The sequence below is a fragment of the Kribbella sp. NBC_00482 genome, assembly GCF_036013725.1.
Taxonomy (GTDB): domain Bacteria; phylum Actinomycetota; class Actinomycetes; order Propionibacteriales; family Kribbellaceae; genus Kribbella.
This window is the reverse complement of record NZ_CP107881.1, coordinates 5831374-5857852: the sequence shown is the minus strand read 5'-3', so window position 1 is coordinate 5857852 and position 26479 is coordinate 5831374. Positions and strand designations below refer to the sequence as shown.

The window sequence follows — 26479 nt, the reverse complement described above, 5'->3', positions numbered from 1 at the left end:
CGATCACCCCAGTCGGCGTACGGCTTCGGCGAAGGCGTCGCCGCGGGCTCCGTAGTTGGCGAACATGTCCCAGGATGCGCAGCCAGGCGCGAGCAGCACGGTGTCACCCACCTGTGCGAGCTTCGCTGCCTCCCCCACCACGATCTCCATGGCTCCAGTGTCCGTTGACTCGACGACGATCCTCGGGACATCCGGTGCGTGTCGCTGCAGAGCTTCGGCGATCACTTCCTTGTCCTGCCCGAGCAGTACGACGGCGCGCAAACGCATGCGTGCTGCGACGACGAGTTCGTCGAACGTCGCGCCCTTGGCCTGGCCGCCGGCGATCCACACCACGTGTTCGTACGCGAGCAGCGACGCCTGCGCGGCATGCGGGTTGGTGGCCTTCGAGTCGTCGACATAGTTGACTCCGGCAACCTCTGCGACGTGCGCGATCCGGTGCTTGTCGGGCCGGAACCCGCGCAGCCCGTCGCGGATCGCGGTCGCCGGTACGCCGAACGCGCGGGCCAGCGCCGCGGCCGCCAACGCGTTCGCGACGTTGTGTGGCGCGGGCGGTGTGATGTCGGACAGGCTCGCGAGCTCCAGCGCCGACGTGGCGCGCTGCTCCACGAACGCACGGTCGACGAGCAGGTCGTCGACGAGGCCGAGCATCGAGAGGCCCGGCGTACCGAGGGTGAAGCCGATCGCGCGGCAGCCCTCGATCACGTCGGCTTCCTCGACCAGGTGCTCGGTGGCCGGGTCCGCGACGTTGTACACGCAGGCGACCTGGCAGTTGTCGAAGATCCGGCCCTTGTCCTGCGCGTACGCCTCGAGCGAACCGTGCCAGTCGACGTGGTCCGGCGCGATGTTCAGGACGGCGGCCGCGTGCGCCGACATCGAGTGCGTGAAGTGCAGCTGGTACGACGAGAGCTCGACCGCGATCACGTCGTACGGCTCGGGGTCCATCACGGCCTCGAGCAACGGCAGGCCGACGTTGCCCGCGGCAACGGCCCGATGGCCGGCCGCCTGCAGGATCGCGGTCAGCATCTGCACGGTCGTGGTCTTGCCGTTGGTGCCGGTGATGCACAGCCACGGCGCGGCGTTCGCCGGGTCCCGCAGCCGCCAGGCCAGTTCGATCTCGCTCCAGATCGGCACGTCCCGCTCGGCGGCCTGCGCGAGCAGCGGCGCGTGCGGCGGTACGCCGGGTGACGTGACGACGACGTCGACGTCCTTCGGGAGTTCCGTCGTACTGCCCGGGCCGAGGGTGATCGTGGCGCCGAGCGTCTCGAGGATCTGCGCCTTCTCGCGGAGCGCCTCGGTGTCCCGGTCGTCGAGGACGACGAGGTGCTCGGCGCCGGCCTGGAGCAGGGAGTCGGCGCAGGCGTAGCCCGCCGTACCGAAGCCGAGGACGACGAACCGGGTCGTCGCCCAGCCGTCGTCTGAGCGAGTTTCCAGGCGGGTTTCGAGGCTCATCCGGTGACCCATTCCGCGTAGAAGACCCCGAGTCCGATCACCACGAACAAGCCTTGGATGATCCAGAAGCGGATCACCACGTTCACCTGTTCCCAGCCGAGCATCTCGAAGTGGTGATGCAACGGCGCGATCAGGAACAACCGTTTCCCGACGCCGGTGGCCTTCTTGGTGATCTTGAAATAGCCGACCTGCAGGATGACCGAGGCGGTGATGACGACGAACAGGCCGCCGAGCAGCAGCACCAGCAACTCGGTCCGGGTCATCACGGCCATGCCGGCCAGCGCCCCGCCGAGCCCGAGTGAACCGGTGTCGCCCATGAAGATCTTCGCCGGCGACGCGTTCCACCACAGGAACCCGAACAACGCACCGGTCAGCGAGGCCGCGACCACCGCCAGATCGTGCGGATCCCGTACCTCGTAACACTTCGCGCCGACGCCCTGCGCGGTCGCACAGCTCTGGTTGAACTGCCAGATGCAGATCAGCGTGTAGGCACCGAACACCATCATCGAGGCACCAGTGGCCAGACCGTCCAGGCCGTCGGCGAGGTTCACGCCGTTCGACATGCCGGCGATCAGCAGCAGGATCCAGATGATCACCAGGATGACCGGCAGCTCGAGCCAGCCGATGTCGCGGATGAACGAGATGAACGGCGACGCCGGTCGCTGCCCGCGCTCGTCCGGGAACTGCAGCGCGAGCACCGCGAAGATCACCGCGACGATCGTCTGGCCGGCCAGTTTCGCCTTGCTGCGCAGGCCGAGGCTGCGCTGCCGGAAGATCTTGATGAAGTCGTCGAGGAAGCCGACCGCGCCCATCCCGGCGAACAGGAACAGCACCAGGATCGCCGAGGCGCTCGGCGGCGTCATCGTGAACAGCTTCGCCGCGAAGTACCCGACGATGGTGGCGGCGATGAACACCGTGCCGCCCATGGTCGGCGTACCGCGCTTGATCTGGTGCGACTTCACGCCGTCGTCGCGGATCTCCTGGCCGTAGCCGCGTTTGGCCAGCCACCTGATCGCGTACCGGGTGCCGAGCAGCGTCAGCACCATCGCGACGGCGCCGCCGAACAGGATCGAAATCACTGGGCGTCCTCCACCAGCGCGTCGGCGAGGCTGCGCAGTTTCGCCGCCTTCGACGACTTCACCAGTACGACGTCACCCGCGCGCAACTCTTGGCGAAGCAGCTCCAGCGCCTCGGGGATGGTCTCGACGAACGCGGACTCGTTGCCCCACGAACCTTCCAGGGAGGCCCCGAGGTGGATCGGTTTCGCACCCGCGCCGACCACGAGCAGCCGGTTGACGTCCAGCCGGACGGCCAGCCGGCCGATCGCGTCGTGCTCGTCGGTCGACGTGTCGCCGAGTTCGAGCATCTCGCCGAGCACCGCCCAGGTCCGTGCACCGCGGGACCGGCCGATGGCGGCCAGGGACTTCAGGGCCGCGCGGGTCGACTCCGGGTTCGCGTTGAACGCGTCGTTGATGACCGTCACGCCGTCCGGCCGCTCGGTCAGCTCCATCCGCGCCGCGGACACCCGCTGCGCGGCGTTCAGGCCGTCGGCGATCTGCTCCGGCGTCAGACCGATCGCGACGCAGACCGCCGCGGCGGCCAGCGCGTTCGAGACGTAGTGCTCGCCGATGAACTGCAGCTGGACAGGGGCGCCGAAATCGCCGATCTGCAGCGTGAACGCGGGCCGTCCCTCGCCGTCGATCTTGACGTCCGTGGCCCTGATCTCGGCCTCCGGCGCCTCGCCGAAGGTCAGCACCTGCTGCTCCGTCCGGCTGCGCATCGCGGCGACCCGGTGGTCGTCGGCGTTCAGGATCGCGGTGCCGCCCGGCGCGACGGTCTCGATCAGTTCACCCTTGGCCAGCGCGATGTTGTCCTGGGATCCGAGCTTGCCGATGTGCGAGGTGCCGACGTTCAGCACCAGGCCGATCTTCGGCGGCGTGATCCCGGCCAGGTAGGTGATGTCCCCGAGGCTGCGCACCCCCATCTCGGCGATCAGGTACTTCGTCGACGCCGTCGCCTGCAGCGCGGTCAGCGGGTGCCCGATCTCGTTGTTGAACGAGCCTTCCGGCACCACGGTCTCGCCGTACGGGCTGATCAGCTGCCCGATCAGGTCCTTGGTGCTGGTCTTGCCCGACGAACCGGTCAGCGCGATCACGGTCAGATCGGGCAGCTTGCCGATGACGTGGCGCGCCAGGTCGCCGAGGGCACGCTGCGCGTCGTCGACGACGATGCACGGGCTGCCCTCGATCGGTCGCGTGGTGAGCGAGACCGTGATGCCGGCCGCTGTCGCCGTACCGACGAAGTCGTGGCCGTCGACGCGTTCACCGGGCAGGGCGACGAAGAGTCCACCCGGCCCAGCTGCTCGTGAGTCGATCACCACCGCGCCGTCCACGACTGCCGCGGGCTCGACGCCCACGAGCTCACCGCGAACGGCGTCGGCGATCTCGCCGCAACTGACAGGGATCACCGGTCTGCCTCCAACAGCTCACGCACAGTTTCGCGGTCGTCGAACGGGTGAATCACACCACCGACGTCCTGGCCCGTCTCATGCCCCTTACCGAGGACGACGACGGTGTCGCCCGGGCCCGCCAGCTCGATCGCGGACGCGATCGCGTGCCGGCGGTCGCCGATCTCGTGCAGATCCACGCCCGGAACAGCCTCCCGGGCTCCCGTGAGCGCGGCAGCGCGAATCGCGGCCGGGTCCTCGCTGCGCGGGTTGTCGTCGGTCACGATCACGACGTCCGCGGCCTTGGCCGCCTCGGCGCCCATCGCGGGCCGCTTCCACGGGTCCCGGTCACCACCGCAGCCGACGACCGCGAACAACCGGCCCTTGGTCGCAGTCCGAGCGGCCCGCAGCGCCAACGCGACCGCGTCCGGAGTGTGCGCGTAGTCCACGATCACCGCCAGCCCGTCCGCCCGGGTGAACGTCTCCATCCGCCCGGGTACGGCGGCGGTCCGCAACCCGGCCGCGATCGCCTCGGCAGGTACGCCGACCTGCCGGAGCATCGCCGTCGCGAGCAGGGCGTTGGCGACGTTGAAGTCGCCCGGTAGCGCGATCTCGACGGTCAGCGTCTCGTCCGGCCCCTGGATATCGAGCACCGTCGTACCGTGCTCGGACCGGTGCCGGTTGGCGACCGTCCAGTCGGCGTCACCCTTCTCCGACACCGTGACCAGCGGTACGACGGTCTGCGCGGCGAGCCGGCGCCCGTACTCGTCGTCGATCGTCACCACCGCGACATCGCACCGCTCCGGGGTGAACAACGAGGCCTTCGCCTGGAAGTACTCCTCGAACGTCTTGTGGAAATCCAGATGGTCCTGCGTGAGGTTCAGGAACCCGGCGACCGCGAACCGCGCCCCGTCGACGCGACCCATCGCGAGCGCGTGGCTGGACACCTCCATCGAGCACCACGCGACGGCCTGTTCGCGCATCACCGCGAACAGCGCCTGCAGGTCGGTGGCCTCGGGCGTGGTCCGGACGCTCTTCACGACCTCGTCGCCGATGCGCGTCTGAATCGTCCCGATGAGCGCCGTCGGACCGAGCTCCCGCAGTACGGAGTCCAGCAGGAAGCTGGTGGTGGTCTTGCCGTTGGTGCCCGTCACGCCGAGCAGCCGGAGCTCACTGGTCGGCTCGCCGTAGATCCGGGACGCGATCGCGCCGAGGACGCTCCGCGGCCGGTCGGCGACCAGTACCGGAAGACCGGTGGCCGCGGCGCGGTTCGCGCCGGCCGGGTCGGTCAGTACGGCGACCGCGCCCGCCTGCTGGGCTCTCGCGACGAACTCCGCGCCGTGCGTGACCGCACCGGGCAGCGCGGCGTACAGGTCGCCGGGAAGGATGGAACGCGAGTCTAGGGATACGCCGGTCACGGTCGCCGGCGACATTGCCGGGACCTGTGAATGCGCGACGGTCGCGAGGTCGGCGAGGCTGACCGGCACGACGTGCCGAGGCCTGATCGCTGCGACCGCGCCGCCGGCGGCGGTAGGGGTGGACACGGGCCCTGAGGCTACCGCTCCGGACCCCGTGACTCCTATCTGACCCTGCGTCACCAAGCTGCGTCCGACCGAGCTGGGCATCACCGCTTCGACGAGGTCCAGGTCAGCGGGATGTTCGGCTGTTGCGCCCCGGTCGGCGGGACGACGTACTTCTGCAGGGCGTAGCTCATCACATCGCGGAACACCGGTCCTCCTTGGAGACCACCACCCCGGGCACCCTGGGGATCGTGCAGTACGACGTACGTGACGAACCGTGGGTTGTCCGCAGGAGCGAATCCGGCGAAAGAAGTCGCCCAGGCGCCGTACTTACCGGTCCCCGGAACGACCTGCTGCGCGGTGCCGGTCTTGCCGGCCACCAGGTAGCCGTCGATCGCGGCCTGCGGCGCGGTGCCCTTCTTCGCGGTCACCGCCTCCATCATCGTCGTGACCTCCTTGGCGGCCTTCTCGCTGACAACCCGGCGGGCCGGCGCGGTCTGGTTCGGGACCAGGGAGCCGTTCGCGTCGATGTAGTTGCGGACCACCTTCGGCGGCACGTAGATACCGCCGTTCGCGACCGCGTTCACCGCGGCGGCCTCCTGAACGGCGTTCACCGACAGCCCCTGGCCGAACGCGACGTTCGAGCGGGTGATCTCGGGCCACTCGTCGCCCGGCGTCAGCCGGCCCTTCGTCTCGCCCGGGAAGTTCAGCCCGGTCGGCTCGCCGAAGCCGAAGTCGTGCAGGTACTTCACGAACTGCGGGATCGGCATCTTCTGCGCGGCCATGATCGTGCCGACGTTCGACGACTTCGCGATCACCCCGGAGATGGTCAGGTTCATCGTGTCGTGCGACCAGTGGTCCTTGATGATCCGGCGCTGTACGTCGATGCTGCCGGGGACCTGCAGCTTGGTGTTCAGGTCGATGATCCCGGCGTCGGCCAGGGCGGCCATCGTGACCACCTTCTGCACACTGCCCGGTTCGTAGCTGCGCTCCAGGGCCGGATTGTTCAGGTCCGCCGAGGTGTACTTCTTGTTCGGATCGAAGCTCGGGTAGTTGGCCATCGCCATCAGCTCCCCGGACTTCACGTCCATCACGATCACCGTGCCGGCACTGGCCTTGTACTGCTCGACCGCCTGCTGGATCCGCTTCTGGGCGAAGAACTGCAGGTCGGTGTCCAGGGTCAGCTGGACCCCCAGACCGGGCTTCGGCTCCTGCACCGTGTGGTTCGCGTTCGGGATCTTGTTGCCCTTGGCGTCGACCTCGTACATCGCCTGGCCGTCCTTGCCGGACAGCTTGTCGTTCAGTCCGTACTCGAGACCGGACTGGCCTTTGCCGTCGGCCCCCGTCACGCCGACCAGAGTGGCGGCGATGCTGCCGTTCGGGTGGCTGCGGATCGGGTCTTCCTCGGTGTACAGGCCGGCCAGCATCGGGGCCTGCTGCTCGGTCGGCTTGCCCTTGTTCTGCTCGGCGATCGGCACGTTCGCGGCCTTGATCTCGGCCTGGATCGTGGTCCAGATCGTCGGGCTCACCTGGCGCGCGAGGTACGTGAAGCGGCCGGTACCGGACATCGCGGCGACCAGCTTCGCGGTCGTCGTACCGGTCAGCTTCGGGGCCAGGATCGCGGCCAGCTGCTGCGCCACGGGCTTGGTCTGCTGCGGGTCCGCCGTGATCGCGACCGCATCCTCGGTGACCGCCAGCTCGACGCCGTTCCGGTCCTCGATGGTGCCGCGGTTCGCGTGCAGGATGTACGACCGGGCGTTCTCCTTGGTCGCCGCCTGCGCGTAGCTGTCCGGGTCCACGCCCTGGAGCAGCACGAGGCGCCCGGCGAACAGCGACAGGACGAACGCCATCACGCCGAACGTCATCCGCAACCGCAGCGCCGGCCGGCCGAGCCGCAACATCCGCGGCGCCTTCTTCACCTTCCGCTTCTTGGGCCGCGGCGCCGGCCTGTTCTGCGGCGGCCGCTTCCTTCCGGCGCTCTTCTTGACAGGCCGCTTCGCCGCCACCTTCTTGACCGGCCGCTCACCGGTCTTCTTGGCGGCAGTCTTCTTGGCAGCGGTCTTCTTCGCAGCAGGAGTCTGCTTGCGAGCAGACGGCGTACTTCCCGATGGTCGCTTCGCAGCGGCCTTCTTCACCGGACGTGGTGCAGCCGCGCGCTCCTGCTCTTCACGGGCTTTGCGGAGGAGGCGTTCGCGGGTGGACTCGGGGCGTTGCGGGGTGGTGCGGCCACTGTCAGTAGCGGATGGACGACGGGGCTGAGCCTTGCTGGGCGGGTTACCCCGGCCCGGTGCGGCGCCGCGCTTACGTGGCGGCGGCTCGTTTCCCCGTCGATCCGTCATCCGATCATCCCCGTGTGGTCGTGGCAGGCTTCTTCGTCGTGGCCGGCGGCTTCGTGGTGCCGGTCGGCGGCTTGGTCGTCGTACTCGTGGGCGGCTTGGTGGTCCCGGCCGACGGCTTCACCGGCGTCACCGGCTTGACCGGCTTCACGGGCGTCACCGGCTTGGTGGTCGCCTTACCGGTCGGCGTGCCCGGGCCGAACATCGCCGTACCGGCCCCGGCCTTGCCCTCCGCCGGTACGCCGAGCACCCGGCCGTCGGACAGCCGCAGGAACACCGGGTTCGGGTTCGGCACCATGCCGAGCCGCAGCGCGCGGTCGGACAGGTTCTGCGGCGACTCCAGCGTCCGGACCTGCTTCTCCAGCTGTTCCTGCTGGTCCCGCAACTGATCGGCCTGGGAACTCAGCTTGGTGATGCTGAACGTGCCGCTCTGCAGCTCCGTGTTCAGCAGCAGCAGACCGACCAGTCCGGCGGCCAGCAGCGACACCACGAAGATGACGAACGGCATCCGGGGCGGCCGGAACGGCGCGCCGTACACCACCCGCAGCCGCGGCTGGGTCTTCTTCGCCGGGACCGGCGTCACCCGCGCTTTCTGCGGGCTGAAGACAGTACTCATCAGGCGACCAGTCCCCTCTCCCGGATCCGCTCGGCCGCCCGCACGCGAGCCGAGGCGGCGCGCGGGTTCACCGCGACCTCCTCCTCGGTCGGCCGTTCGGCGCCCCGGGTCAGTAGCTTCAGATACGGTTCGTGCCCGGCCGGGATGACCGGCAGGTCGTCGGGTACGTCGGACTTGGTGCCCGGCGTGATCGCCTGCTTGGTGATCCGGTCCTCGAGCGAGTGGTAGCTCATCACCACGATCCGGCCGTGCAGCGCCAGCGACTCGAGCGCGGCCGGCAGCGCGCGACGCAGTACGTCGAGCTCGCCGTTCACCTCGATCCGCAACGCCTGGAATGTCCGCTTCGCCGGGTGTCCCCCGGTCCGACGGGCCGCCTGCGGGATCGCGTTGCGCACCAGCTCGCTCAGCCGCGCACTGTTCGTGAACGGCTCGGTCTCCCGCTCCCGCACGATCCGGTCCGCGATCCGGCGGGCGAACTTCTCCTCGCCGTACTGGAACAGGATCCGGGCCAGGTCGGCCGCGCTGTAGGTGTTGAGGATGTCGGCCGCCGTGGTCGGGCCGGTCGAGTCCATCCGCATGTCCAGCGGCGCGTCCTGCGCGTAGGCGAAACCACGGTCGGCCTCGTCCAGCTGCATCGACGAGACGCCCAGGTCGAACAGGATGCCGTCGATGGCCGGTACGTCGAGGTCCTCGAGCACCTGCGGCAACTCGTCGTACACCGCGTGCACGAGGGTGATCCGCTCCGCGTACTGCGCGAGCCGGTCGCCGGCCAGGCGCAGGGCGGCGGGGTCCCGGTCGAGCCCGATCAGCCGGACCTCGGGGAACTGCCGCAGGAACGCCTCGGAGTGACCGCCGAGGCCGAGAGTGGCGTCGACGACGACAGCGCCGGGACGCGCGAGTGCCGGCGCCAGCAGCGCGACCACGCGCTCCAGCATCACCGGCACATGCCGCTCCGCAGCGTTCATCTCGACCCTTCCCGTCACTCCACTGTCACTGCGGGAGCGACCCTGCCCCCGCAGGTCTTGTGTGGTGCGTAGACAGCACCGTCCGGTCAGATCGCGGGTACGTCTTCCGGGGAAGTACCTGATGGCCTTGGCGCCGGGGAAGTGGCGTCAACACCCCAGGTCGGAAGTCGGACCCGTGATCTCACCGGACGGTCGGTGTGTCCTCGCACTCTGTTCAGCTGTGTGCTTCTAGAAGATGCCCGGCAGTACTTCCTCGGACAGGTCGGCGAACGCCTGCTCCTGCTCCTGCGAGTACCGGTTCCAGTTCTCCGTGTTCCAGATCTCCACCCGGTTCATCGCCCCGATGACGACGCAGTCGCGATCCAGTGACGCGTAGTCGCGCAACATCGGTGGGATGGTGACCCGGCCCTGCTTGTCCGGCATCTCGTTGGAGGCGCCGGCGAACAACATCCGTAGGTAGTCCCGGGCACCCTTGTTGGTGATCGGAGCCTGCTTCAACTGCTCGGTCAGCTGGACGAACTCACGTTCCGGCCACACGGACAGCGATCGCTCCTGTCCACGCGTGATCACCAGACCCTCGGCCAGCTCGTCGCGGAACTTCGCCGGCAGGAACAGCCGTCCCTTGTCGTCGAGCTTGGGGAAGTGAGTTCCGAGGAACACGCTCCACCTCCCCGTTGCGGACTCTCCGACTCAGGCGGGTGTTTCCACCACTTCAGTTCCACTGCGCTCCACCTTACTCCACTTTCCACCACCGTCAACCAACTTCCGCCCCATTCCGCCCCCGCGCCGCCTGAATCCACGCTCAGCACCCGCGTGTCGCTGCCGCCTCAACCTCCGGCGAACGCGCCGCATCCGGGCGGTGTAGTACGTCGTGTGGAGCGTGGTGGAGGGCCCTGGTGGAGGAAAGTGGAGGAAGCGGTGAACTATTCGGCGGCCCGAACCGTGAACCAGTCGGATGTTCGCGGCGTCGTACGCTCCGCATGCGGCTTTTGCCGCCCGTACGCTGGGAGGAACTAGTTTTCCGACCCCGCCGTGAGGGCGTGCGCCGATGAACCCCGAGATGAACACCGAAACGCCAGGTAACGAAACTCCCGCGGCTCTAGGCCCGACCCCTACAGCGGGTGAGAATGTGTCGGCAGTCAACGAATGGGGAGGACACCGAGTGAGCACCACCGCGACCAGCTCGCCGCTGGCAGGAGCCGGGGACTTCGACGAGCTGTCCGAGGTGGCGGGCCGTGTCCGCCGGGCCATGGAGACCGTGATCGAGGGCAAACCCGACGTCGTCGAGGTCGCCATCACCGTCTTGCTGGCCGAGGGGCATCTGCTGATCGAGGACGTGCCGGGCGTCGGTAAGACGATGCTGGCCAAGGCGCTGGCGAAGTCGATCGACTGCACCGTGCGCCGGATCCAGTTCACGCCGGACCTGCTGCCGTCGGACATCACCGGCGTCTCGGTCTTCAACCAGGAGATCCGCGACTTCGAGTTCAAGCCCGGCGCGGTGTTCGCGAACATCGTCGTCGGCGACGAGATCAACCGCGCCTCGCCGAAGACCCAGGCCGCGCTGCTGGAGTCGATGGAGGAGCGCCAGGTCACCGTCGACACCACGACGTACCACCTCGAATCGCCGTTCATGGTCATCGCGACCCAGAACCCGATCGAGATGGAAGGCACGTACCCGCTGCCCGAGGCGCAGCGCGACCGTTTCATGGCCCGTGTCTCGATGGGCTACCCGGAGCCGGCCGCCGAGCTGCGGATGCTGGACGGGCACGCGGCCGACGACCCGCTGGCGAACCTCCAGCCGGTCACCGACGGCCAGCAGATCCTCCGGCTGGTGAAGACGGTGCAGTCGGTGCACGTGTCGGAGTCGGTGAAGGAGTACGCCGTTGCGCTGGTCGGCGCGACCCGCCGCTCGCAGGAGCTCCGGCTCGGCGCCAGCCCGCGGTCGACGTTGCACCTGATCCGGGCGGCCCGCGCGGCCGCCGCTCTCGACGCACGGGAGTTCGTGCTGCCTGACGACATCCAGGAGCTCGCGGTACCGGTGCTCGCGCACCGTGTGCTGCCTGCGGCCGAAGCGCATCTCGGTGGGCGCGACGCGGCCGACATCATCTCCGGGCTGGTCGCGAGCGTGCCGCTCCCCCGCACCCGCCGGGACTGAGACATGCGGCAGGCACTGCGCGGACTGACCACCAGAGGGCGGGCGTTCGTCGCGGCCGGTATCACTGCTTCACTCTGCGCGCTGCTGCTCGGCCAGAAGGACCTGCTGCGCGTCGGCATCCTCCTGGCCGCGCTGCCGGTCGTGGCCGCCCTGGTCGTCGGCCGGACCCGGCTGCGGCTCCAGGTACGGCGCAGTCTCGCGCCGGACCAGGTGCCGGTCGGGACGCAGGCGACCGTTGAGCTGACGCTGAGCAACCAGGGCCGGATGCCCGCGGGGCTGCTGCTGCTCGAGGACCGCATTCCTTATGTACTAGGTCATCGGCCGCGGTTCGTCGTCGACCGGGTGAGCCCGAACTGGCGTCGTACGGTCACCTACCCGGTCAAGTCCGACGTACGCGGACTGTTCCAGGTCGGGCCGTTGATGCTGACGGTGGCCGACCCGTTCGGCCTGGTGGAGACGAGCCGTACGTTCACGCGGAGCCAGCACCTGCTGGTCACTCCGCGGGTCTACAAGCTTCCTGAGATCCGGCTGGGCGCTGACCGCGCCGGGTCGGGCGAGAACCGGCCGCGGGCGATCGCGGCCGCCGGCGAGGAGGACGCGACCGTCCGCGAGTACCGCGACGGCGACGACCTGCGCCGGGTGCACTGGCGGTCGACCGCGCGGCGCGGTGAGCTGATGGTCCGCCGCGAGGAGCAGCCCTGGCAGAGCCGGTGCTCCCTGTTCCTGGACGCGCGGACGATCTCGCACCACGGGCACGGTCCGTCGTCGAGCCTGGAGTGGGCGGTCAGCGCGGCCGCCTCGGTCGGCATCGACCGGATGCGGCGCGGCTACGTCACCACGATGCTCGGCGGGCCGACCACGCTGGCAGCCATCACCCACCGGACCTCCACGGCGGTGCACCAGCCGCTCACGCAGCAGCAACTGCTGACCGAGTGCGCGACCGTCGAGGAACACAAGTACGCCGACCTCGGCCCGCTGCTGACCGTCGACCGGCACGCGCAGGAGCCGAGCCTCGTGATCGCGATCCTCGGCGCGTGCGGGACCGAGGACGTCACCGCCCTGAACCGATGGCGGACCAGCCAGGCGACCGGGGTCGCACTGGTCCTGGACGCCGCCAGCTGGGCAGTCGGCGCCGAGGCGACCGAGAAGGCGGCCCGCCTGGCCGCCGCCACGGACGCCACCGAGAACGAGCTGCGCCGGAACGGCTGGCGAGTAGCCAGAGTCCGCCGCGGCGACCACCTACCGACCGTTTGGTCCGGCCTCGGACTGAGGAGCGGAAGGATCGCATGACCGGTCACGCGCGGATTTCTATTGCTGCTTGGGGTGCGACCGTGCTCGGGTCGCTCGTGCTCACGCCGGTGTTCTCCGGGCCGTTCCTGTTCATCAGCGCGTTCCTGTGCGCGCTGGTGACCGGTGTCGGCGTCCTGTTGCAGAACCTGCGGACTCCGCGGATCGTCGTACCGATCGTCCAGCTGTTCGTGCTGATCGAGCTGCTGTCGCTGTTCTTCCTGCACAGCACGATGAAGTTCGGGCTGCTGCCGTGGAAGGCGACCGCGATCGAGTTCAACTCGCAGCTGGTCGACGCGATGGACTCGATCAACCGGTTCAGCGCACCGCTGCCCCAGGACTCGCACCTCACCCTGTTCGCGGTGTCCGTGATCTCGGCGACCGGGTTCCTGATCCACATCATCGCCGTACAGCTCCGGCAGGCCGCGTGGTCCGGATTGCTGCTGCTGATCATGTACACGGTGCCGGCCGCGACCGTGCACGGCGGGCTGCCGTGGCTGCTGTTCGTCCCGCCGGCGATCGGCTACATCGTGCTGCTGTCCGCGGAAGGCCGCAGCCGGCTCAGCCGCTGGGGCCGCCGGATCTCGGGCGTCTCGCACCTCGACGCCGCCGAGCCCGTCGAGGCGTCGGCGCTCGGTCAGGCCGGCCGGCGGATCGGGCTGACCGTGGTCGCGATCGCCGCGCTGCTGCCCGCGTTGCTGCCAACGCTGCCGGAAGGGGTCATCGGCAACGGCCTGGCCGGCGGCGGAACCGGCAGCGGGGTCGGGGCGAGCATCTCGTCGACCGACCCGATGCTGGACATGGGCAAGAACCTCAAACGCGGCGAGAACGCCGTCGCACTCACCTACAAGGGCGGCCCGACCGGCGGGACGTACCTGCGGCTGACCGCGCTCGACCTGTTCGACGGCAACACCTGGCGGATCGCGCCGCGCTCCGCCGGGCACAAGCTGAACGGCGGCGACCTGACTCCGCCGCCGGGCTACACCGGTGACCTGACGAAGGTCCAGCAGTCCTCGATGGAGATCGACGTCACCCGGACGTTCCGCTCCCAGTTCGTCCCGGTCCCGTACCCGCTGCACACGATCTCGCTGAAGCGTGACTGGCGGTACGACGCCGGCACGCTGGACGTGGTCTCGTCGAACGGGTCGATCGTGGGCGGCAAGAAGTACAAGCTGACGTCGTACGACCTGCAGCCGACGCCGGACCAACTGCACGACGCGATCACCACCGGCGCCCCGGACCAGTACACGATGGTCGTGCCGCAGAAGACGCCGGCGTCCATCAAGGCGAAGACGGCCGAGATCACCGCCGCGGCCAAGGACAACAAGTTCGAGGCGGCGGTGCTGATCCAGAACTGGTTCCGCAGCGGCGGCGGCTTCACCTACAGCACGCAGAACGCCAAGGGCAGCGGGATGACCGCACTCGAGGACTTCCTGCTGACCAACAAGGAAGGGTACTGCGAGCAGTTCGCCACCGGGATGGCGCTGATGGCGCGGATCATCGGGATCCCGTCCCGGGTCGGCATCGGCTTCCTGCCCGGCACGGCCGGCAAGGACGGCGAGTACACGGTCAAGATGCACGACATGCACGCCTGGCCGGAGCTGTACTTCCAGGGCATCGGCTGGGTCCGGTTCGAGCCGACGCCGTCCGCCCGGGTCGCGGCCACGCCGAACTGGACGGTCGCCTCGACCGAGAACCCGACCAGCCCGACGTCCGCGCCGACCAACCTGCCGTCGACGCCGGGCGACAAGGAGACGCCGGGGATCGAGAAGCCGAAGAACGACCCGAACCTGCCGAACGACAGCGGGACCGCGATCGTTGACTCCGGCAACTGGTTCACCAACGGCGGCGCCAAGGCGATCGCCGGCGGGCTCGGCGTCATCCTGCTCCTGTGCATTCCCTGGCTGGTCCGCGCGCTGACCCGGCGACGGCGTTTCCTGCGACCGCCGGGACGTGCCGGAGCCGAAGGGTTGTGGGCGGAGATCCGCGACACGTCGCGGGATCTGGGCCTCGACTGGTCCGACGTCGCGACGCCGAGGCAGGCCGGCCAGTGGCTGGAGTCCCAGCTGCCCGAGGACACCCACCCGGCCGCGCGCCGGGTGGCCCGCGGCATCGAGGCACTGCGGTACGCCGGGGACGCGGATTCCGAGTTGGACGTTCGCGACGACGCAACCGCCGTACAGCAAGCACTCTGGTCGCGGGCTCGGGCTCGTCGCCGCTGGCGGGCGCGGTTGCTGCCGCCGTCCTGGCGCTGGTACCTCAGCCGAGGTACCACCGAGGCGTCCGATCTCCTCGACGAGTTCGACCTGCTCCTGGCCCGTCTCCGCTCCGCGATCCTCCCGAAGCGGGCCCACACCAACTAGCTACAGCTGGATCTGATAGAGGATGAATCCTCGGTTCTCGGCCACCTGGTCGTAGAGCCGGCGGGCCGTGGCGTTGGACTCGTGCGTCGACCAGTAGACGCGCGCGCACTGATGCTCACGGGCCCAGTCGGTGACAGCCTCGATGAGAGCGCTCGCGCCACACCACGCCCGCGGGCCTCCGGGGCCGTGAAGAGGTCTTGCAGATAGCACGAGTCGGGCGCCGTCGTACTCGCGTGCGTCAGGAAGTGCACGATCCCGACCAGCTTTCCGTCCAGGCGGGCCCCGAGCGCGTGGATCTCATCGTCGCGCTGGAACCTGGCCCACGCGTGATCGAAGAACCCGTCCGGCATCGTGGTGCGGCCGTAGAACTCGTTGTAGCCGGCGAACAGGGTTTGCCAGGCGTCGCGGTCAGCAGGCTGCAGGCGTCCGATGGTCAGCATGGGTGAACAGTGCCACGCTCACGGGCCGGTCGCGCAAAAGAACCACACTCGTTCCACCAGGGCACGGGTGTGGTTCTAGGTCAGAGTCGGCGGGGCGGTCAGAGGTCCTCGTCGCGGCGGCGACGCCAGCGGTCTTCCATGCGCTCCATGAAGCTGCCGGACGAGTCGTGTTTCGTCCGGTGCCGTTTGGTCGGCGGAGGCGGCGGCGGGATGTCGTCGGACTCTCCCGCGTTGCTGATCCGCTTCATGCTCAGCGCCGCGATGTACAGGCAAGCCACCATCATCACGAAGCCGATGACCCCGATGATGGTGTTGGGGATGATCGCACCGGTCATCAGCACCACGATGCCCAGCACGAATCCAACGCCGGCAAGCACTGCCCGGCGCTTGTAGTACAAGCGCACATTGGTCCCACGCATGGCGGAAACGAACTTCGGGTCTTCCGCAGCAAGGGCACGTTCGAGCTGCTCGAACTGGCGCTGCTCTTCTTCCGAGAGGGGCACCGTCGATCCCTCCATGATGAGCGCGATCTCGATAGGCCGCCTCCAGTCTAGGCCGCGCCCGCGTCACACGAAACCCTGACCGGCTGTCCAGCGCGTCACGGTCCGGCAACTGCCCCCGCCAGGGCGGTCCCAAACCTGTGTCCGTCGGCGTGTCGCTCACAGCCGGTTGACATCAACCACCCGCCAACCGTGCCGGAGGTAGCCTACTCGTCACCCTCCGTCGCGAAGCCCCAGCTAGCGGCGCAGCTGATGGCGCAGCTGGCGGCTCAGCGGGTCGCGAGGATGTGCAGCTGTGTCGCCAGTGCCCGGAAGGCCGGATGCCGGCTGGCCGCGCGCTCGAGCTCAGCCAGCGAGTCGGCGGCTCCCGGCTCGGAGTCGACAAACGCGGAGGGCACCAGATCGGAGAAGGTCCGGACCCCGTGCACGGTTTCTACCTTGAACCCGGCGTCCACCAGTTGCCCGGTGATCCCGGCCTCGTCGAACCGCCGCGGCATCGGATCGGTCGCGCCCCAGCGCCCGTCCGGATCCTGCAGCGCGATCCGCGCCTCGGCGAGATGACCGGCCAAGGCCCGGGCCAGCACGACCGCGTTGCGCTGGGCAACCAGCAGACTCAGCACGCCGCCTTCCCGCAGCACCGACGCCATCGCCTGCAGCGCCTGGATCGGGTCGTCGACGACCTCGAGCACCCCATGGCACAGGACGGCGTCCGCACTCGACTCCCCCGCCAGCCCGGGGAGCTCGGCCGCGTCACCCTGTACGCCGCGGATCAGTTCGCTCACGCCTTCGTCCCGGGCGCGGCGCTCCAGCGAGGCCAGCGCGTCCGGGCTCGGGTCGACCACCGTCACCCGATGGCCCTCGACCGCCAGCGGAACCGCGAACCCGCCGGTACCGCCGCCCAGGTCGACGATGTCCAGTCCAGCGGCGGGATCGGTCTGCTCGCGTGCCGCCAACGCGACCCGCAGCGCCTCTCCCACCAACGCCGTCCGCACGCTGCGCCGCCGCCGATCCACCATCAACCCTCCAGCCGGTCCCCCATCACCACCCCACCGCGCCACACCCTACTTCCACCTGGCCCCGTCCATCCCGCCGACCGTCGTAAGCAGTCCATAAGTCCCGGGCTCTATCGCCGGACGCGCAGGAGGACGACCCTCGGACTCAAGGGGAGAGCCGATCACCAGGGAGGGATCATGGCCATCTTCAGCAAGTCCTTCGACGAGCCGGACGAGCAACGCTCACCGGACAAGACGAGCGTCAACGTCGTCAAACTGCCGGGTGCGAGTGTCGCCCGGATCACCTTCCAGCCCGGCTGGCGCTGGTCCGAGTGCATCCGTCCGGTCATCGGCGGCGACTCGTGCCAGGTCCGCCACGTCGGAACCCTGTTGTCGGGCGAGATGGAGGTCGTCCACGACGACGGCAGCAAGGCGAACCTGTTGCCGGGGATCGCGTACGTCATCGAACCAGGTCACGACGCGTGGGTCGTCGGCAACGATCCGGCGGTCGGCCTGGAGTTCGAGTCGCTCGCAGCGGAGACATACGCCAAGGCCTGACACACCGGCCGGTCCAGCTGAGGCAGCAATCGGAGGGAGCTGCTGCCTCAGGACCGGCTGCGGCCGATGACGTACAGGCGGCGGGTGGTTTCGCCGCGGGCCGCGATCGGGCCGCGCAGGTACCACTCGGTGTCGGTGAGGCCGGCTGCCTCGACAACGCTCACGATGTACGCCGGGTCGTGCAGGACGTAGTCGAGGTTGACCTCGTGACCGAGCAACTCGTCGACGTGGCTGATCTCCTCGCCGGCATGCAGCGCGAGCACCAGCCAACCGCCCGGGTCGAGCGGCCGCGTCAGCGCGGAGATCGCTTCGGGCAGCTCGGACGCGGCCAGGTGGATGAGCGAGTACCAGCCGAGGACCGCCGCCCAGCCGGAGCTCGTCGGCGGACGGCCGAGGCGGCGCAGGTCGCCGACCTCGAAGGTCAGGTGCGGGAACCGCCGGCGAGCCTCGGCCACCATCTCCGGCGACAGGTCGACACCGGTGGCATCCGCGTCGCGGTCGGCGAGGTACGCAGTGACGTGCCCCGGGCCCGAGCCGACATCCACGACCGGGCGACCGTTGGCGTGGGCAATCACCCGGTCGAGCAGCCAGCGTTCGAACGGCAAGGCGTCGAGCTCGTCCAGCAACTCGTCCGCGTACGTCGTCGCAACAACGTCGTACGCCGAACGCACCCGGGCATCACGCTCGTCCGCGCCGTCGGCGATGACCGTGTCCCGGTCGACGCTCTCGACGACGGCGGCCGCCTCCGCCTCGGACACGGGGCCGAGGAGGTGAATCCAGCGGCGATCGTGCTGCCCGACGCGACGTTCCAGCTCGCGCACCAGCGGTTCGGGGCGGGCGGCCATCCGTTGCAAGCACGCTTCGACGTCGCTCCGGTCCTCGAACTTGTACAGCCGCTCGGTCCGCGTCCGCAGCTCACCCGGTGCCTGGGCGCCGCGCAGCAGCAACACCGTGATGAGCGCCCGCTCGTCCTCCTGGAGCTCGAGCTTCTCGTCGAGGATCTGGTGGTACTTCAAGGTCCGCCGGCCGACGTCGGCCCAGACGATCCGCAGCAACTCCCGATCACGCAGCACCCGCGCGGTCCGCTCCACGGTCCCCTGGTCGTAGTCGACGACCGGATCCCGGTTGCTGGTCTGGTTACAGGCCGTCCGCAACGCGTTCGCCGTCAACGGGTACGACGCCGGCACCGTGCTCTGCTTCTCCAGCAAGCTCCCGAGAACCCGCTGCTCCTCGACGTCCAACACCGGAAGTCCGCTCACCCCGCCGACCTTAGACGCTGTTCGGCCAACCTTTGAACACCTTTCGGTGACTCAGCCGGGTTGGTAGGTGTCAGGGAGGGTCAGCGGTTCGAAAGCGGTGCCGTTGCAGGTGGGGCACAGGAAGTCGGATCGGATGCCGGACTGAGTCTCGTACTGGATGCCGGAACCGGCGCACTGCGTGCACAGGCCGTCGTGCCAGGAGTCACCGGACAAGGCCTGATGAGGTCGCGGGTAGTGCGTATCCGGCAGGTAGCACTCGGTGCCGGTGAGGGCATGGACGCGACCACACAGGTCCTTGCCCAGGCCTCGCGCGGTTTCACTCACGGTCGGGATCTCCTCGGGACGATCTAGCTGGCTTGCATCCAGGGTTGGGTGAGGACGGACTGGGGGTCGGTGGTCGCGGTGAGCACCGGGGTCGTGGAGAGCCGCAGGCTGGCTTCCACCTGGGTGTAGAACGTGTCGACGGCGCGCACCAGGTCGTCCGCTTCGCGGGTGCTGACGGCGCGCTGCAGGCCTGCCTCCGCGGCGGCGCGCTGGGCGGCGCCGGCGGCGAAGAACGTGGCCCATTCGCCGAACTCCGGCGCGACCTCGGCGAGCAGCACCCAGGCGTTGCGCTGGATCCGGCGGCGGCTGCTCGAGCGGACCGGACGGGCGCGGACGGCGAGCACCGCGGCCGCGACCCGGAGCGCCGCGACGTGGGCGCTCGAGTAGCGGATCAGGTGGTCGCTGGTCTCTGTTGCCTCGGCCAGGGCCGCGCGAGCACGGGACAGCTCTCGGCTGGCCGCGCCGGCCGCGGCCGGCGATACCGGTGAAACAGTCATCGGTCGGTCACCCTCTCCAGTTGCCAACGGCCCGAGTCCGGGTCGTTGGCGAGATCGAACATCTCCTGCCGTCCGTACCTTCCGCAGCCGGCTTCGACACGGAAGACGGTCCGCTCCGGTCCCCAGTCGGCGTCCAGCACTCCGACCGCGGCCGGGGTCCTGTCGTCCGGTGCGGGGAGCGTGGCAGCGGGGCGTGAACGGGGGTTGGCCGCCGCTGCCACGCCGGCTGTGTGCGTCCGGGTAGGACGAGAGGTCGTGCGGGCCGCCGAGCAGGCCTCGGCGACGGTCGCCGCATCGATCCGCGCCAGCGAATCGGCGTGGATGCGCGAGTCGTAGGTCTCGCCGGTGCCGATGACGCCGCGCTCCCACCAGACGGCGGTCTCGGTCCACTGGGACCTGATCGTGCGGACCCGCCAGAGCCGGCCGCGCCAGAGGAACTGGTCGGGGGTCTGCACACCGTCCACGAACACCGAGTGCACCTCGACGGCGTCGTCGAACTCCCACATGCTCCATCGCCTCCTGTTCATACCCGGCCTGCTTCAGATCTGGCTCTGCGTCGAGGGCCGGGCCCCGAGCCGGCGGCCCGGCGGGTGGGCACGGGGTGGGGGTCGAGGACCACCCCGGTGCCCGGCCCGCCGGGACCACCGGATTCCGATGCGGCCGCAACTCCGCACCGGAGCCGTTCAGCTGTCCGGCTCGCCTCGGTCCGGCCTCCCGACGAAACCGGGATCGAGGCAATCGAACATCTGTTCGAACAATGGAAGCGTAGCGCCGTCCGCCGACAATCGTCAACGGCCCGTAATCGCGGCGCGCCGCCCGACGGCCGGTCCGGCCGCCAGACTGGAAGTCCAGCAACGGAAGGACGAACGGTGCAGAAACGGACAGCCGGAATCGCCGCGACGGCGGTCGCCGTCGTGGTGGCAGCGGTCGCGCTGCCGCTGTTCCAGCCGTGGCGGCTCGTCACCGACAGGGTCGTCGACGAGGCGTTGCCCGGCGCTGTTCCGATCTCCACGACTTCATCGTCGACGACGCCACCGACAGTTTCCGTCGCGCCGGAACAGCCGACGCGGCCAACGACGCAGCACCCGAAGGTTCTCCTGACCGGGAAGCTGATCACGCACGAACACCGGACGTCCGGCACGGTCGCGGTGCTCGCCCTCCCCGACGGCAGCCGCATCCTCCGGATCGAGAACCTCGACACCTCGGACGGCCCTGATCTGAAGGTCTGGCTCAGCGACGCGAAGGTGGTCACTGGCCGAGCGGGCTGGCATGTCTTCGACGACGGCAAGTACCGCAGTCTGGGCAGCCTCAAAGGCAACCACGGCAACCAGAACTACGCCGTCCCCCACGACCTGAAGCTGGACAGCTTCCGCAGCGTCGCCATCTGGTGCGACCGTTTCAACGTTTCCTTCGGCGCCGCCACCCTCACCTAGGCAACACCATTGCCTGTCCCCGGTCGAGAGGTCGGGCATGGAGGTGGCGGGAGGGCCGCATAAGCTCATGTGCGTGAGCAGTCATCCCAATGTGCAGAAGGTGGCCGACGCCCTGGCGGCGGCCGGTGCCACCGGCGAGATCGTGATCCTGGACGAGGCGGTGCCGACCGCGGCGGCCGCGGCGGCGGAGCTCGGTTGCGAGGTCGGTGCGATCGCGAACAGCCTGATCTTCAACGGCGACAGCGCCCCCGTGCTGATCCTCACCTCGGGCGCGCACCGGGTGGATACCGCCAAGGTCGCGGCCGAGCTCGGGATCGCGAAGCTGAAGCGGGCCACGCCGGAGTTCGTCAAGGAGCACACCGGTCAGTCGATCGGCGGCGTCGCCCCGGTCGGGCACCCGGGCCGCGTCCCGACGTACGTCGACACCGCGCTCGAGCAGTACCCGGTGATCTGGGCCGCCGCGGGCATCCCGCACTCGGTGTTCCCGACGACGTACGCCGAACTCCTCGAGCTGACCGAGGGCACAGCCATCACCGTCAACTGAGCACTATCGATTCAGTACGGCGGGAATCGCGGTCCGCACGAAGCGCCGGGTCAGCCCGGCGCGGGTGTGCCGCCACCAGGGACCGGTGCGGAACTCGGGACCGTAGCGGCGGCGCCTGATGTCCTCGACGACGTCCGCGGGCGCCCCGAGGCGGGGCAGGACGTCGAAGGCTGCGCGCTTGGTGATCAGGTCGCCGGTGGCCAGCGTGACGTGCGCGCGGGCGATCGTGAGCAGGCTGAGGTCGACCCAGATGTCGTGGTACCAGGGCACTCGCTTCCGGGCGACCGGCAGCCAGAACTCCCGCAGGTCGCGGCGGATGAACGCGAACAGTTCCTCGTCGGTGGTCGCCGGCAGCAACTGGTCCGGGGCGGGGCCGTAGAGCGTTCGATTGCCGATGGCAAGCTCTCGGCGGGTCACCGGTGTCACCGGGCGGTCGAAGTACTGGCCTTGCGCGAACGTCGGGTGCCGTACCGAGGGATCGGCCAGCTGAGACGTCAGCATGTAGGAGCAGTGCAGCTTGGCGGCCAACGGGTCCGAGCGGATCAGCTCCCGATGCAGGTCGGCCACAGCAGGCGAAGGCGGTGCGGAGACGACCGCGACCACGTCCAGATCGCTGCGCCCCAACTGGTAGTCCCCTAGTGCCAGTGAGCCGTGCAGCCAGACCGCCTCTACGGACGCGACTTGCCGTACAGACGTGACAAAGCCGTCCAGCAAAGGCTGGACGGCTTCGTCGATCACGGCAGACAGACTAGACGGCAGGTCGGACGTCCACGTCGGCGGCCCGTACGTAGGCCATCCGGTGGCCGAACCAGATCTGGTAGTACTTGTCCTTCCCGAGCACCTGGACGTGGTCCGTCGGCGGCTCCCCGGCGAACGTCACCGCCCGGTAGTAGTCGGTCTCGATGTTCAGGTCACCCACCGGGTAGGCCTGCCCCGCACCGATCGAGTACTGCAGCGGCGTCACCGTCTGGTAGGGAATCCCGGCCGGGTACGCCGACTGCTCCGGGTACGCACGCCCGTACACCGGCACCGACGTGAGACCGGCCTTCGGCTTCACGACCAGACCCGGCTTGGCGAACGCGTCGGGAGCGGACGCCGGGCTCTTGAACCAGCCCTTCGCACCCAGGTACCAGACAGCCACCCAGTCGCCCTGACGCTCGGCCACGACGTACTGCGAACCAGCCGCAACCCGGGAGCCCATGTCGGAGACCTCAGTGGTGCCGTTCGACCCGTCCGGGTGCAGACCGAGGTCCTTGACCAGCGGGGCGTTGTCGTCCGGCGCCTGACGCAGGTAGACGAAGTTGGTGCCCTGCGGCTTGCACGGCGTACCAGGTGTGTCGCAGCTGTTGATGACCTGGACGTTGTTCGCGAAGCCCGGCTTGATCGTGACGATCGACCCGGTGCGTACCGGCAGCACGGACTTGCCCCAGATCGGCGCGCCCATCAGGTCCATGTAGTGCTCCCAGTCCCAGTACGGTCCCGGGTCCCAGTGCATGCCGCGGACCGTGGACGGGATCGTGCCCGGCACCTGGTCGTGGCCGATGATGTGCGCGCGGTCGAGCGGGATGTTGTTCTTGACGGCCAGGTAGCGCACCAGCTTGGCCGAGTTGCGGTACAGCGACTCGGTGTACCAGGTCGCGCCCTGGGCCGCGAAGCCCTCGTGCTCGATGCCGATGCTGTGCATGTTCACGTACCAGTTGCCGGCGTGCCAGGCGACGTCCTTGGCCTTCACGTGCTGCCAGACGTGACCGTCCGACGAGCGCATCGTGTACTGCCAGCTCACGTACGTCGGGTCCTGCACCAGGTTCAGCACGCCCTGCCAGGTGCCCTCGGTGTCGTGGATGACGATGTAGTCGATCTTGCCGGTCTTCGGCCGGTTGGCGAGGTCGTGGTTGCCGTAGTCGCCGTCACCGAACTCGGAGTACGGCGCGGGCAGCCACTCGCAGCCGAGCGACGGCGGGCATTCCACGTTGGATTTGGACGGCTGCACACCGGCCGGCAGCGACAGCTTGCCGAGCTGCGACTTGTCCGGCGTCACGGCGAGCGCCGGCATCACGACCTGCTGGCCCGTGTTCGTCGTACGGGCCGCGCCCTTGGCCAGGATCGAGTACACGTCGTCGGCGAACCCGCCGGCACCGACCTTGTCCTGTGCCTCGGCGTACGACGCGACTGCGCCGTACCACTCGGCCGCGGAGGTGTTCGCGCCGACCGGCAGGCCGAGCGACTTCTGGTACGACGCCAGCACCGCGGCGCCGCCGCTGATGTTGGCGGTCACGTCGTTGCGCAGCGCGACCGGGTCCAGCCCGGTCAGCTTGGAGGCCTCGTAGAGCGTGCGGTACGAGTCGTCGGGTTTGGCGATCTTCTGCTTCCCGGACAGCTCCGCCACCTCGGACGCACCCAGTGCGGTGAGGTGCATCGGGCCGTAGCCGCCGGACGTGCTCGGCGCACCGGCGTGATCGTCCCAGCGGGACTCGGCGTACGAGACGGCCAGCAGGACGGACTCGGGTACGCCGTACTGCGCGGCGGCCGCGCTGTAGGCGGATGCGGCAACGGCGGACGGCGCGGGTGCCGGGGACGAGGCCTCGGCTGGTGGACCTCCCAACGACACGCCGGTCAAGGCGACCGGCAACGCTACCGCAGCCAGTGCGGCGAGAATCTTCGGACGACGCAGCATGATGTTCTCCTGAACCCGTAGGGCGGGTGCCGGTCACACAGACTGGCAGCCTAGTCACTGTGGGTCGAGGCGACGCGGATGTCAACGGTTAACCAAAACTCACGTCGTCGAGTTCGATACTGACGAAATCATGCCGGTGCCGAGGGTAACGGAGTAGCACGATGGAAGCGCTGCCGTTGGCAGTCACGACAGGCTGGGCCAGTGGTGTGAACGCCTATGCCTGCGTGCTGATTCTCGGTCTGCTCGGCCGGTTCGCGGGCGCCGACGACGTACCGCACTCTTTGACCACGACCCCGGTCCTGATCATCGCGGGCGCGCTGTTCGCGGTCGAGTTCGTCGCCGACAAGATCCCGTACGTCGACTCTGCGTGGGACGCGATCTCGACCGTCGTCCGGCCGGTGATCGGCGCGGTCCTGGCCGCACTGATGTCCGGTCAGGCGAGCACGCTGCAGCAGGCCCTGATCGCGACCACCGGCGGTCTGGTGGCGCTGCTGTCGCACGCGGTGAAGTCGAGTCTGCGGCTCGCGATCAACACCTCCCCCGAGCCGGTCACCAACATCGCCGCGTCGTCCGGTGAGGACATCGCGGTCGCCGGCGTGATGTCGCTGGCCGCGTTCCACCCGGAGATCGCGCTCATCATTGCCGGAGTGCTGCTGATCCTCGGACTGATCGCGGTGTACTTCGCGTTCAGGTTCATCCGGCGCGGGTATGCCAGGTTCAAGGCGTGGCGCGAGAAACGTAAGGAAGAGTAGTGGCGAACGTGATTGTCGTCGGGGCCGGTTTGGCCGGTCTCGCGAGTGCTGTGCGGCTGGCCAAGCTCGGCCACCAGGTGACCATCTGCGAACGCAACGAGCACCTGGGTGGCGCGCTCGGCCGCGTGGAGGCGGACGGGTTCACCTGGGACGCCGGAGCCGCCAGTACGACGCTGCCGGCCGCGCTGCGCGACCTGTTCCGCAAGAGCGGCCGTCCGATCGAGAGTCTGGTGCAGCTGGACCCGGTGTCCGAGCCACGTCGCCACATGTTCGCTGACGGCTCCATACTCGACCTGCCCGTCAGCGACCGCGGTGCGCAAGAAGAAGCGTGGACCGACCTGGCAGGTGCACCTGTGGCCGCGCAGTGGACCGCACTGGTCGACGCGTACGGCGACACGTGGCAGATCCTCCGCAAGACCTCACTGGAGCCACCGCTCGAGGACAAGCTGCCCATCAAGACCATCCGGGCCCTCAAGCCGTGGCAGTCGCTGGAGAAGGTCTCGCAACGCGGGCTGACCGACGACCGCTCCCGTGCAGTACTACGGCACTTCGCAGCCCAAGGCGGATCGGACGCCCGCCTCACTCCGGGGTACGTCGGCGTCTGGTCCTACCTCGAGCGCACCTTCGGCCGCTGGACGATCGCAGGTGGTTTCGGCGCACTGGCCGACGCCCTGGTGCAGCGGGCCAGCGAGCGGAAGATCACTGTGCGCACCAGCGCCGAGGTGGTCGCCGTCTCGACCTCAGGTGGTGCAGTGACCGGCGTACGGCTCGCTGACGGTGAGGAACTGCGCGCAGACATCGTCGTGAGCGACGTCGACCCACGGATCCTCTACGAGTCCTTCGTCGACGACCCGGTCGCCAAGAAGACCCGCAAGCGGATCCTGTCCACACACCAGGCTCAGGCGGCGTACGTCGTACATCTCGGTCTGAAGGACCCGGTGCCGCAGCTGCCGTTCGAGACCGTGCTGCACGGGACGCCGACCGTAGTCGTCCGCACAGGTGGTACAGCACCCGCTGGGCACCAGGCCTGGTCCGTGCTGGTGCACGGCTACCCCACTGACGACGTACTGGACCTCTTGGTCGCCCGTGGCCTGCCTGTCCGGGAGAACGTGGTGTCGCGGCAGACGTCGCCGTCCTGGTGGGCCGGCGTGGCCTGGGAGGGCTACAAGACCGCCCGCCGCCGGGCCACCAACGTGTCACCGGTGAAGGGCCTGTACTGCGTCGGAGCGGGCGCGCACCCGGGCTCCGGTGTGCCCGCCACCACACTCGGCGCGGCGATCGTGGCAGACGCCATCGGGAAGGCCTGAGACCCGTGTGTGGTTGGACGGAGAAGCCAACTAAGATTGGTTGTTCCTGTGTTCTGAGTCGG

At 69.0% G+C, this 26479-nt stretch carries 25 protein-coding genes and 1 pseudogene; 8 read left to right on the top strand and 18 right to left on the bottom strand.

Annotated elements, in window-relative coordinates:
- Positions 1 to 3: 3 nt before the first annotated feature.
- The 8 genes from murD to mraZ all read right to left on the bottom strand — a co-directional run bounded on the left by murD (position 4) and on the right by mraZ (position 9992).
- Positions 4 to 1449 (bottom strand): UDP-N-acetylmuramoyl-L-alanine--D-glutamate ligase, encoded by a 1446-nt coding sequence (murD, locus tag OHB24_RS28515; RefSeq protein WP_327633932.1) that lies wholly within the window; start codon positions 1447 to 1449, stop codon positions 4 to 6.
- A complete protein-coding gene (gene mraY / locus OHB24_RS28510; protein WP_327633931.1) occupies positions 1446 to 2528 on the bottom strand; it encodes a phospho-N-acetylmuramoyl-pentapeptide-transferase in 1083 nt (360 codons plus the stop codon). Before mraY ends, murD begins: the two co-directional genes overlap by 4 nt.
- Complete coding sequence (locus OHB24_RS28505; RefSeq protein WP_327633930.1) at positions 2525 to 3916, bottom strand: UDP-N-acetylmuramoyl-tripeptide--D-alanyl-D-alanine ligase; 1392 nt, start codon at positions 3914 to 3916, stop codon at positions 2525 to 2527. Before OHB24_RS28505 ends, mraY begins: the two co-directional genes overlap by 4 nt.
- Entirely contained in the window at positions 3913 to 5439 is a 1527-nt protein-coding gene (locus OHB24_RS28500; RefSeq protein ID WP_327633929.1) for a UDP-N-acetylmuramoyl-L-alanyl-D-glutamate--2,6-diaminopimelate ligase, read from the bottom strand. Before OHB24_RS28500 ends, OHB24_RS28505 begins: the two co-directional genes overlap by 4 nt.
- 80 nt (positions 5440 to 5519) lie before the next feature.
- Complete coding sequence (locus tag OHB24_RS28495) at positions 5520 to 7754, bottom strand: peptidoglycan D,D-transpeptidase FtsI family protein (RefSeq protein ID WP_327633928.1); 2235 nt, start codon at positions 7752 to 7754, stop codon at positions 5520 to 5522.
- Between the two features lie 4 nt (positions 7755 to 7758).
- Positions 7759 to 8367, bottom strand: a complete 609-nt coding sequence (locus tag OHB24_RS28490) for a hypothetical protein (protein WP_327633927.1) — start codon at positions 8365 to 8367, stop codon at positions 7759 to 7761.
- Positions 8367 to 9332, bottom strand: coding sequence for a 16S rRNA (cytosine(1402)-N(4))-methyltransferase RsmH (gene rsmH, locus OHB24_RS28485; RefSeq protein WP_327633926.1), 966 nt, complete (start codon positions 9330 to 9332; stop codon positions 8367 to 8369). Before rsmH ends, OHB24_RS28490 begins: the two co-directional genes overlap by 1 nt.
- A 228-nt stretch (positions 9333 to 9560) precedes the next feature.
- Positions 9561 to 9992 (bottom strand): division/cell wall cluster transcriptional repressor MraZ, encoded by a 432-nt coding sequence (gene mraZ / locus OHB24_RS28480; protein WP_327633925.1) that lies wholly within the window; start codon positions 9990 to 9992, stop codon positions 9561 to 9563.
- Positions 9993 to 10581: 589 nt separating this feature from the next.
- Between mraZ and OHB24_RS28475 the strand changes: the two genes are divergently transcribed.
- The 3 genes from OHB24_RS28475 to OHB24_RS28465 are packed head-to-tail and all read left to right on the top strand — an operon-like array spanning position 10582 to position 15137.
- Positions 10582 to 11487 carry an AAA family ATPase gene (locus OHB24_RS28475; protein WP_442914004.1) on the top strand — a complete coding sequence of 302 codons (906 nt, stop codon included), beginning with the start codon at positions 10582 to 10584 and terminating at the stop codon, positions 11485 to 11487.
- A 3-nt stretch (positions 11488 to 11490) separates the two neighbouring features.
- Positions 11491 to 12777 (top strand): DUF58 domain-containing protein, encoded by a 1287-nt coding sequence (locus tag OHB24_RS28470; protein ID WP_327633923.1) that lies wholly within the window; start codon positions 11491 to 11493, stop codon positions 12775 to 12777.
- Positions 12774 to 15137: a transglutaminase family protein gene (locus OHB24_RS28465; RefSeq protein ID WP_327633922.1), complete on the top strand. Its 2364-nt coding sequence runs from the start codon at positions 12774 to 12776 to the stop codon at positions 15135 to 15137. The genes OHB24_RS28470 and OHB24_RS28465 overlap by 4 nt, the downstream gene beginning before the upstream one ends.
- Here the strand turns inward: OHB24_RS28465 and OHB24_RS28460 are convergent, their stop codons facing one another.
- The 4 genes and pseudogenes from OHB24_RS28460 to OHB24_RS28445 form a co-directional block, all read right to left on the bottom strand.
- Positions 15138 to 15347 carry a GNAT family N-acetyltransferase gene (locus OHB24_RS28460; protein ID WP_327641114.1) on the bottom strand — a complete coding sequence of 70 codons (210 nt, stop codon included), beginning with the start codon at positions 15345 to 15347 and terminating at the stop codon, positions 15138 to 15140.
- Positions 15348 to 15355: 8 nt separating this feature from the next.
- Positions 15356 to 15487, bottom strand: a pseudogene (locus tag OHB24_RS28455) (GNAT family N-acetyltransferase); the annotation flags it as partial.
- Between the two features lie 188 nt (positions 15488 to 15675).
- Positions 15676 to 16080, bottom strand: coding sequence for a DUF3040 domain-containing protein (locus tag OHB24_RS28450; RefSeq protein WP_327633921.1), 405 nt, complete (start codon positions 16078 to 16080; stop codon positions 15676 to 15678).
- A 266-nt stretch (positions 16081 to 16346) separates the two neighbouring features.
- Positions 16347 to 17093: a methyltransferase domain-containing protein gene (locus OHB24_RS28445; RefSeq protein WP_327633920.1), complete on the bottom strand. Its 747-nt coding sequence runs from the start codon at positions 17091 to 17093 to the stop codon at positions 16347 to 16349.
- Positions 17094 to 17267: 174 nt separating this feature from the next.
- On the opposite strand from OHB24_RS28445, the gene OHB24_RS28440 reads away from it, so the two are divergent.
- Positions 17268 to 17627 carry a cupin domain-containing protein gene (locus OHB24_RS28440; RefSeq protein ID WP_327633919.1) on the top strand — a complete coding sequence of 120 codons (360 nt, stop codon included), beginning with the start codon at positions 17268 to 17270 and terminating at the stop codon, positions 17625 to 17627.
- Positions 17628 to 17674: 47 nt separating this feature from the next.
- On the opposite strand, the gene OHB24_RS28435 is transcribed toward OHB24_RS28440, so the two are convergent.
- Genes OHB24_RS28435 through OHB24_RS28420 form a run of 4 tightly spaced genes read right to left on the bottom strand, consistent with a single transcriptional unit; the run spans position 17675 to position 20234 of the window.
- Positions 17675 to 18886, bottom strand: coding sequence for a DUF480 domain-containing protein (locus OHB24_RS28435; RefSeq protein WP_327633918.1), 1212 nt, complete (start codon positions 18884 to 18886; stop codon positions 17675 to 17677).
- A 51-nt stretch (positions 18887 to 18937) separates the two neighbouring features.
- Entirely contained in the window at positions 18938 to 19210 is a 273-nt protein-coding gene (locus tag OHB24_RS28430) for a hypothetical protein (RefSeq protein WP_327633917.1), read from the bottom strand.
- Positions 19211 to 19233: 23 nt separating this feature from the next.
- On the bottom strand, positions 19234 to 19707 hold the full coding sequence (locus tag OHB24_RS28425) for an SAV_6107 family HEPN domain-containing protein (RefSeq protein ID WP_327633916.1): 474 nt from the start codon (positions 19705 to 19707) through the stop codon (positions 19234 to 19236).
- Entirely contained in the window at positions 19704 to 20234 is a 531-nt protein-coding gene (locus OHB24_RS28420; RefSeq protein ID WP_327633915.1) for a DUF6504 family protein, read from the bottom strand. Before OHB24_RS28420 ends, OHB24_RS28425 begins: the two co-directional genes overlap by 4 nt.
- A gap of 342 nt (positions 20235 to 20576) precedes the next feature.
- Here OHB24_RS28420 and OHB24_RS28415 point away from each other — a divergent pair, with 342 nt between their 5' ends.
- The gene (locus tag OHB24_RS28415) at positions 20577 to 21140 is read left to right on the top strand and encodes a DM13 domain-containing protein (RefSeq protein WP_327633914.1); all 564 of its coding nucleotides are present in this window, start codon (positions 20577 to 20579) and stop codon (positions 21138 to 21140) included.
- A gap of 67 nt (positions 21141 to 21207) precedes the next feature.
- A complete protein-coding gene (locus OHB24_RS28410; RefSeq protein ID WP_327633913.1) occupies positions 21208 to 21684 on the top strand; it encodes a YbaK/EbsC family protein in 477 nt (158 codons plus the stop codon).
- Between the two features lie 3 nt (positions 21685 to 21687).
- On the opposite strand, the gene OHB24_RS28405 is transcribed toward OHB24_RS28410, so the two are convergent.
- Positions 21688 to 22422: a nucleotidyltransferase domain-containing protein gene (locus OHB24_RS28405; protein WP_327633912.1), complete on the bottom strand. Its 735-nt coding sequence runs from the start codon at positions 22420 to 22422 to the stop codon at positions 21688 to 21690.
- 10 nt (positions 22423 to 22432) lie between these two features.
- Positions 22433 to 24358: an N-acetylmuramoyl-L-alanine amidase gene (locus OHB24_RS28400; protein ID WP_327633911.1), complete on the bottom strand. Its 1926-nt coding sequence runs from the start codon at positions 24356 to 24358 to the stop codon at positions 22433 to 22435.
- Between the two features lie 161 nt (positions 24359 to 24519).
- Between OHB24_RS28400 and OHB24_RS28395 the strand changes: the two genes are divergently transcribed.
- Entirely contained in the window at positions 24520 to 25110 is a 591-nt protein-coding gene (locus OHB24_RS28395; RefSeq protein WP_327633910.1) for a DUF4126 domain-containing protein, read from the top strand.
- On the top strand, positions 25110 to 26417 hold the full coding sequence (locus OHB24_RS28390; RefSeq protein WP_327633909.1) for a phytoene desaturase family protein: 1308 nt from the start codon (positions 25110 to 25112) through the stop codon (positions 26415 to 26417). Before OHB24_RS28395 ends, OHB24_RS28390 begins: the two co-directional genes overlap by 1 nt.
- Positions 26418 to 26479: the final 62 nt, after the last annotated feature.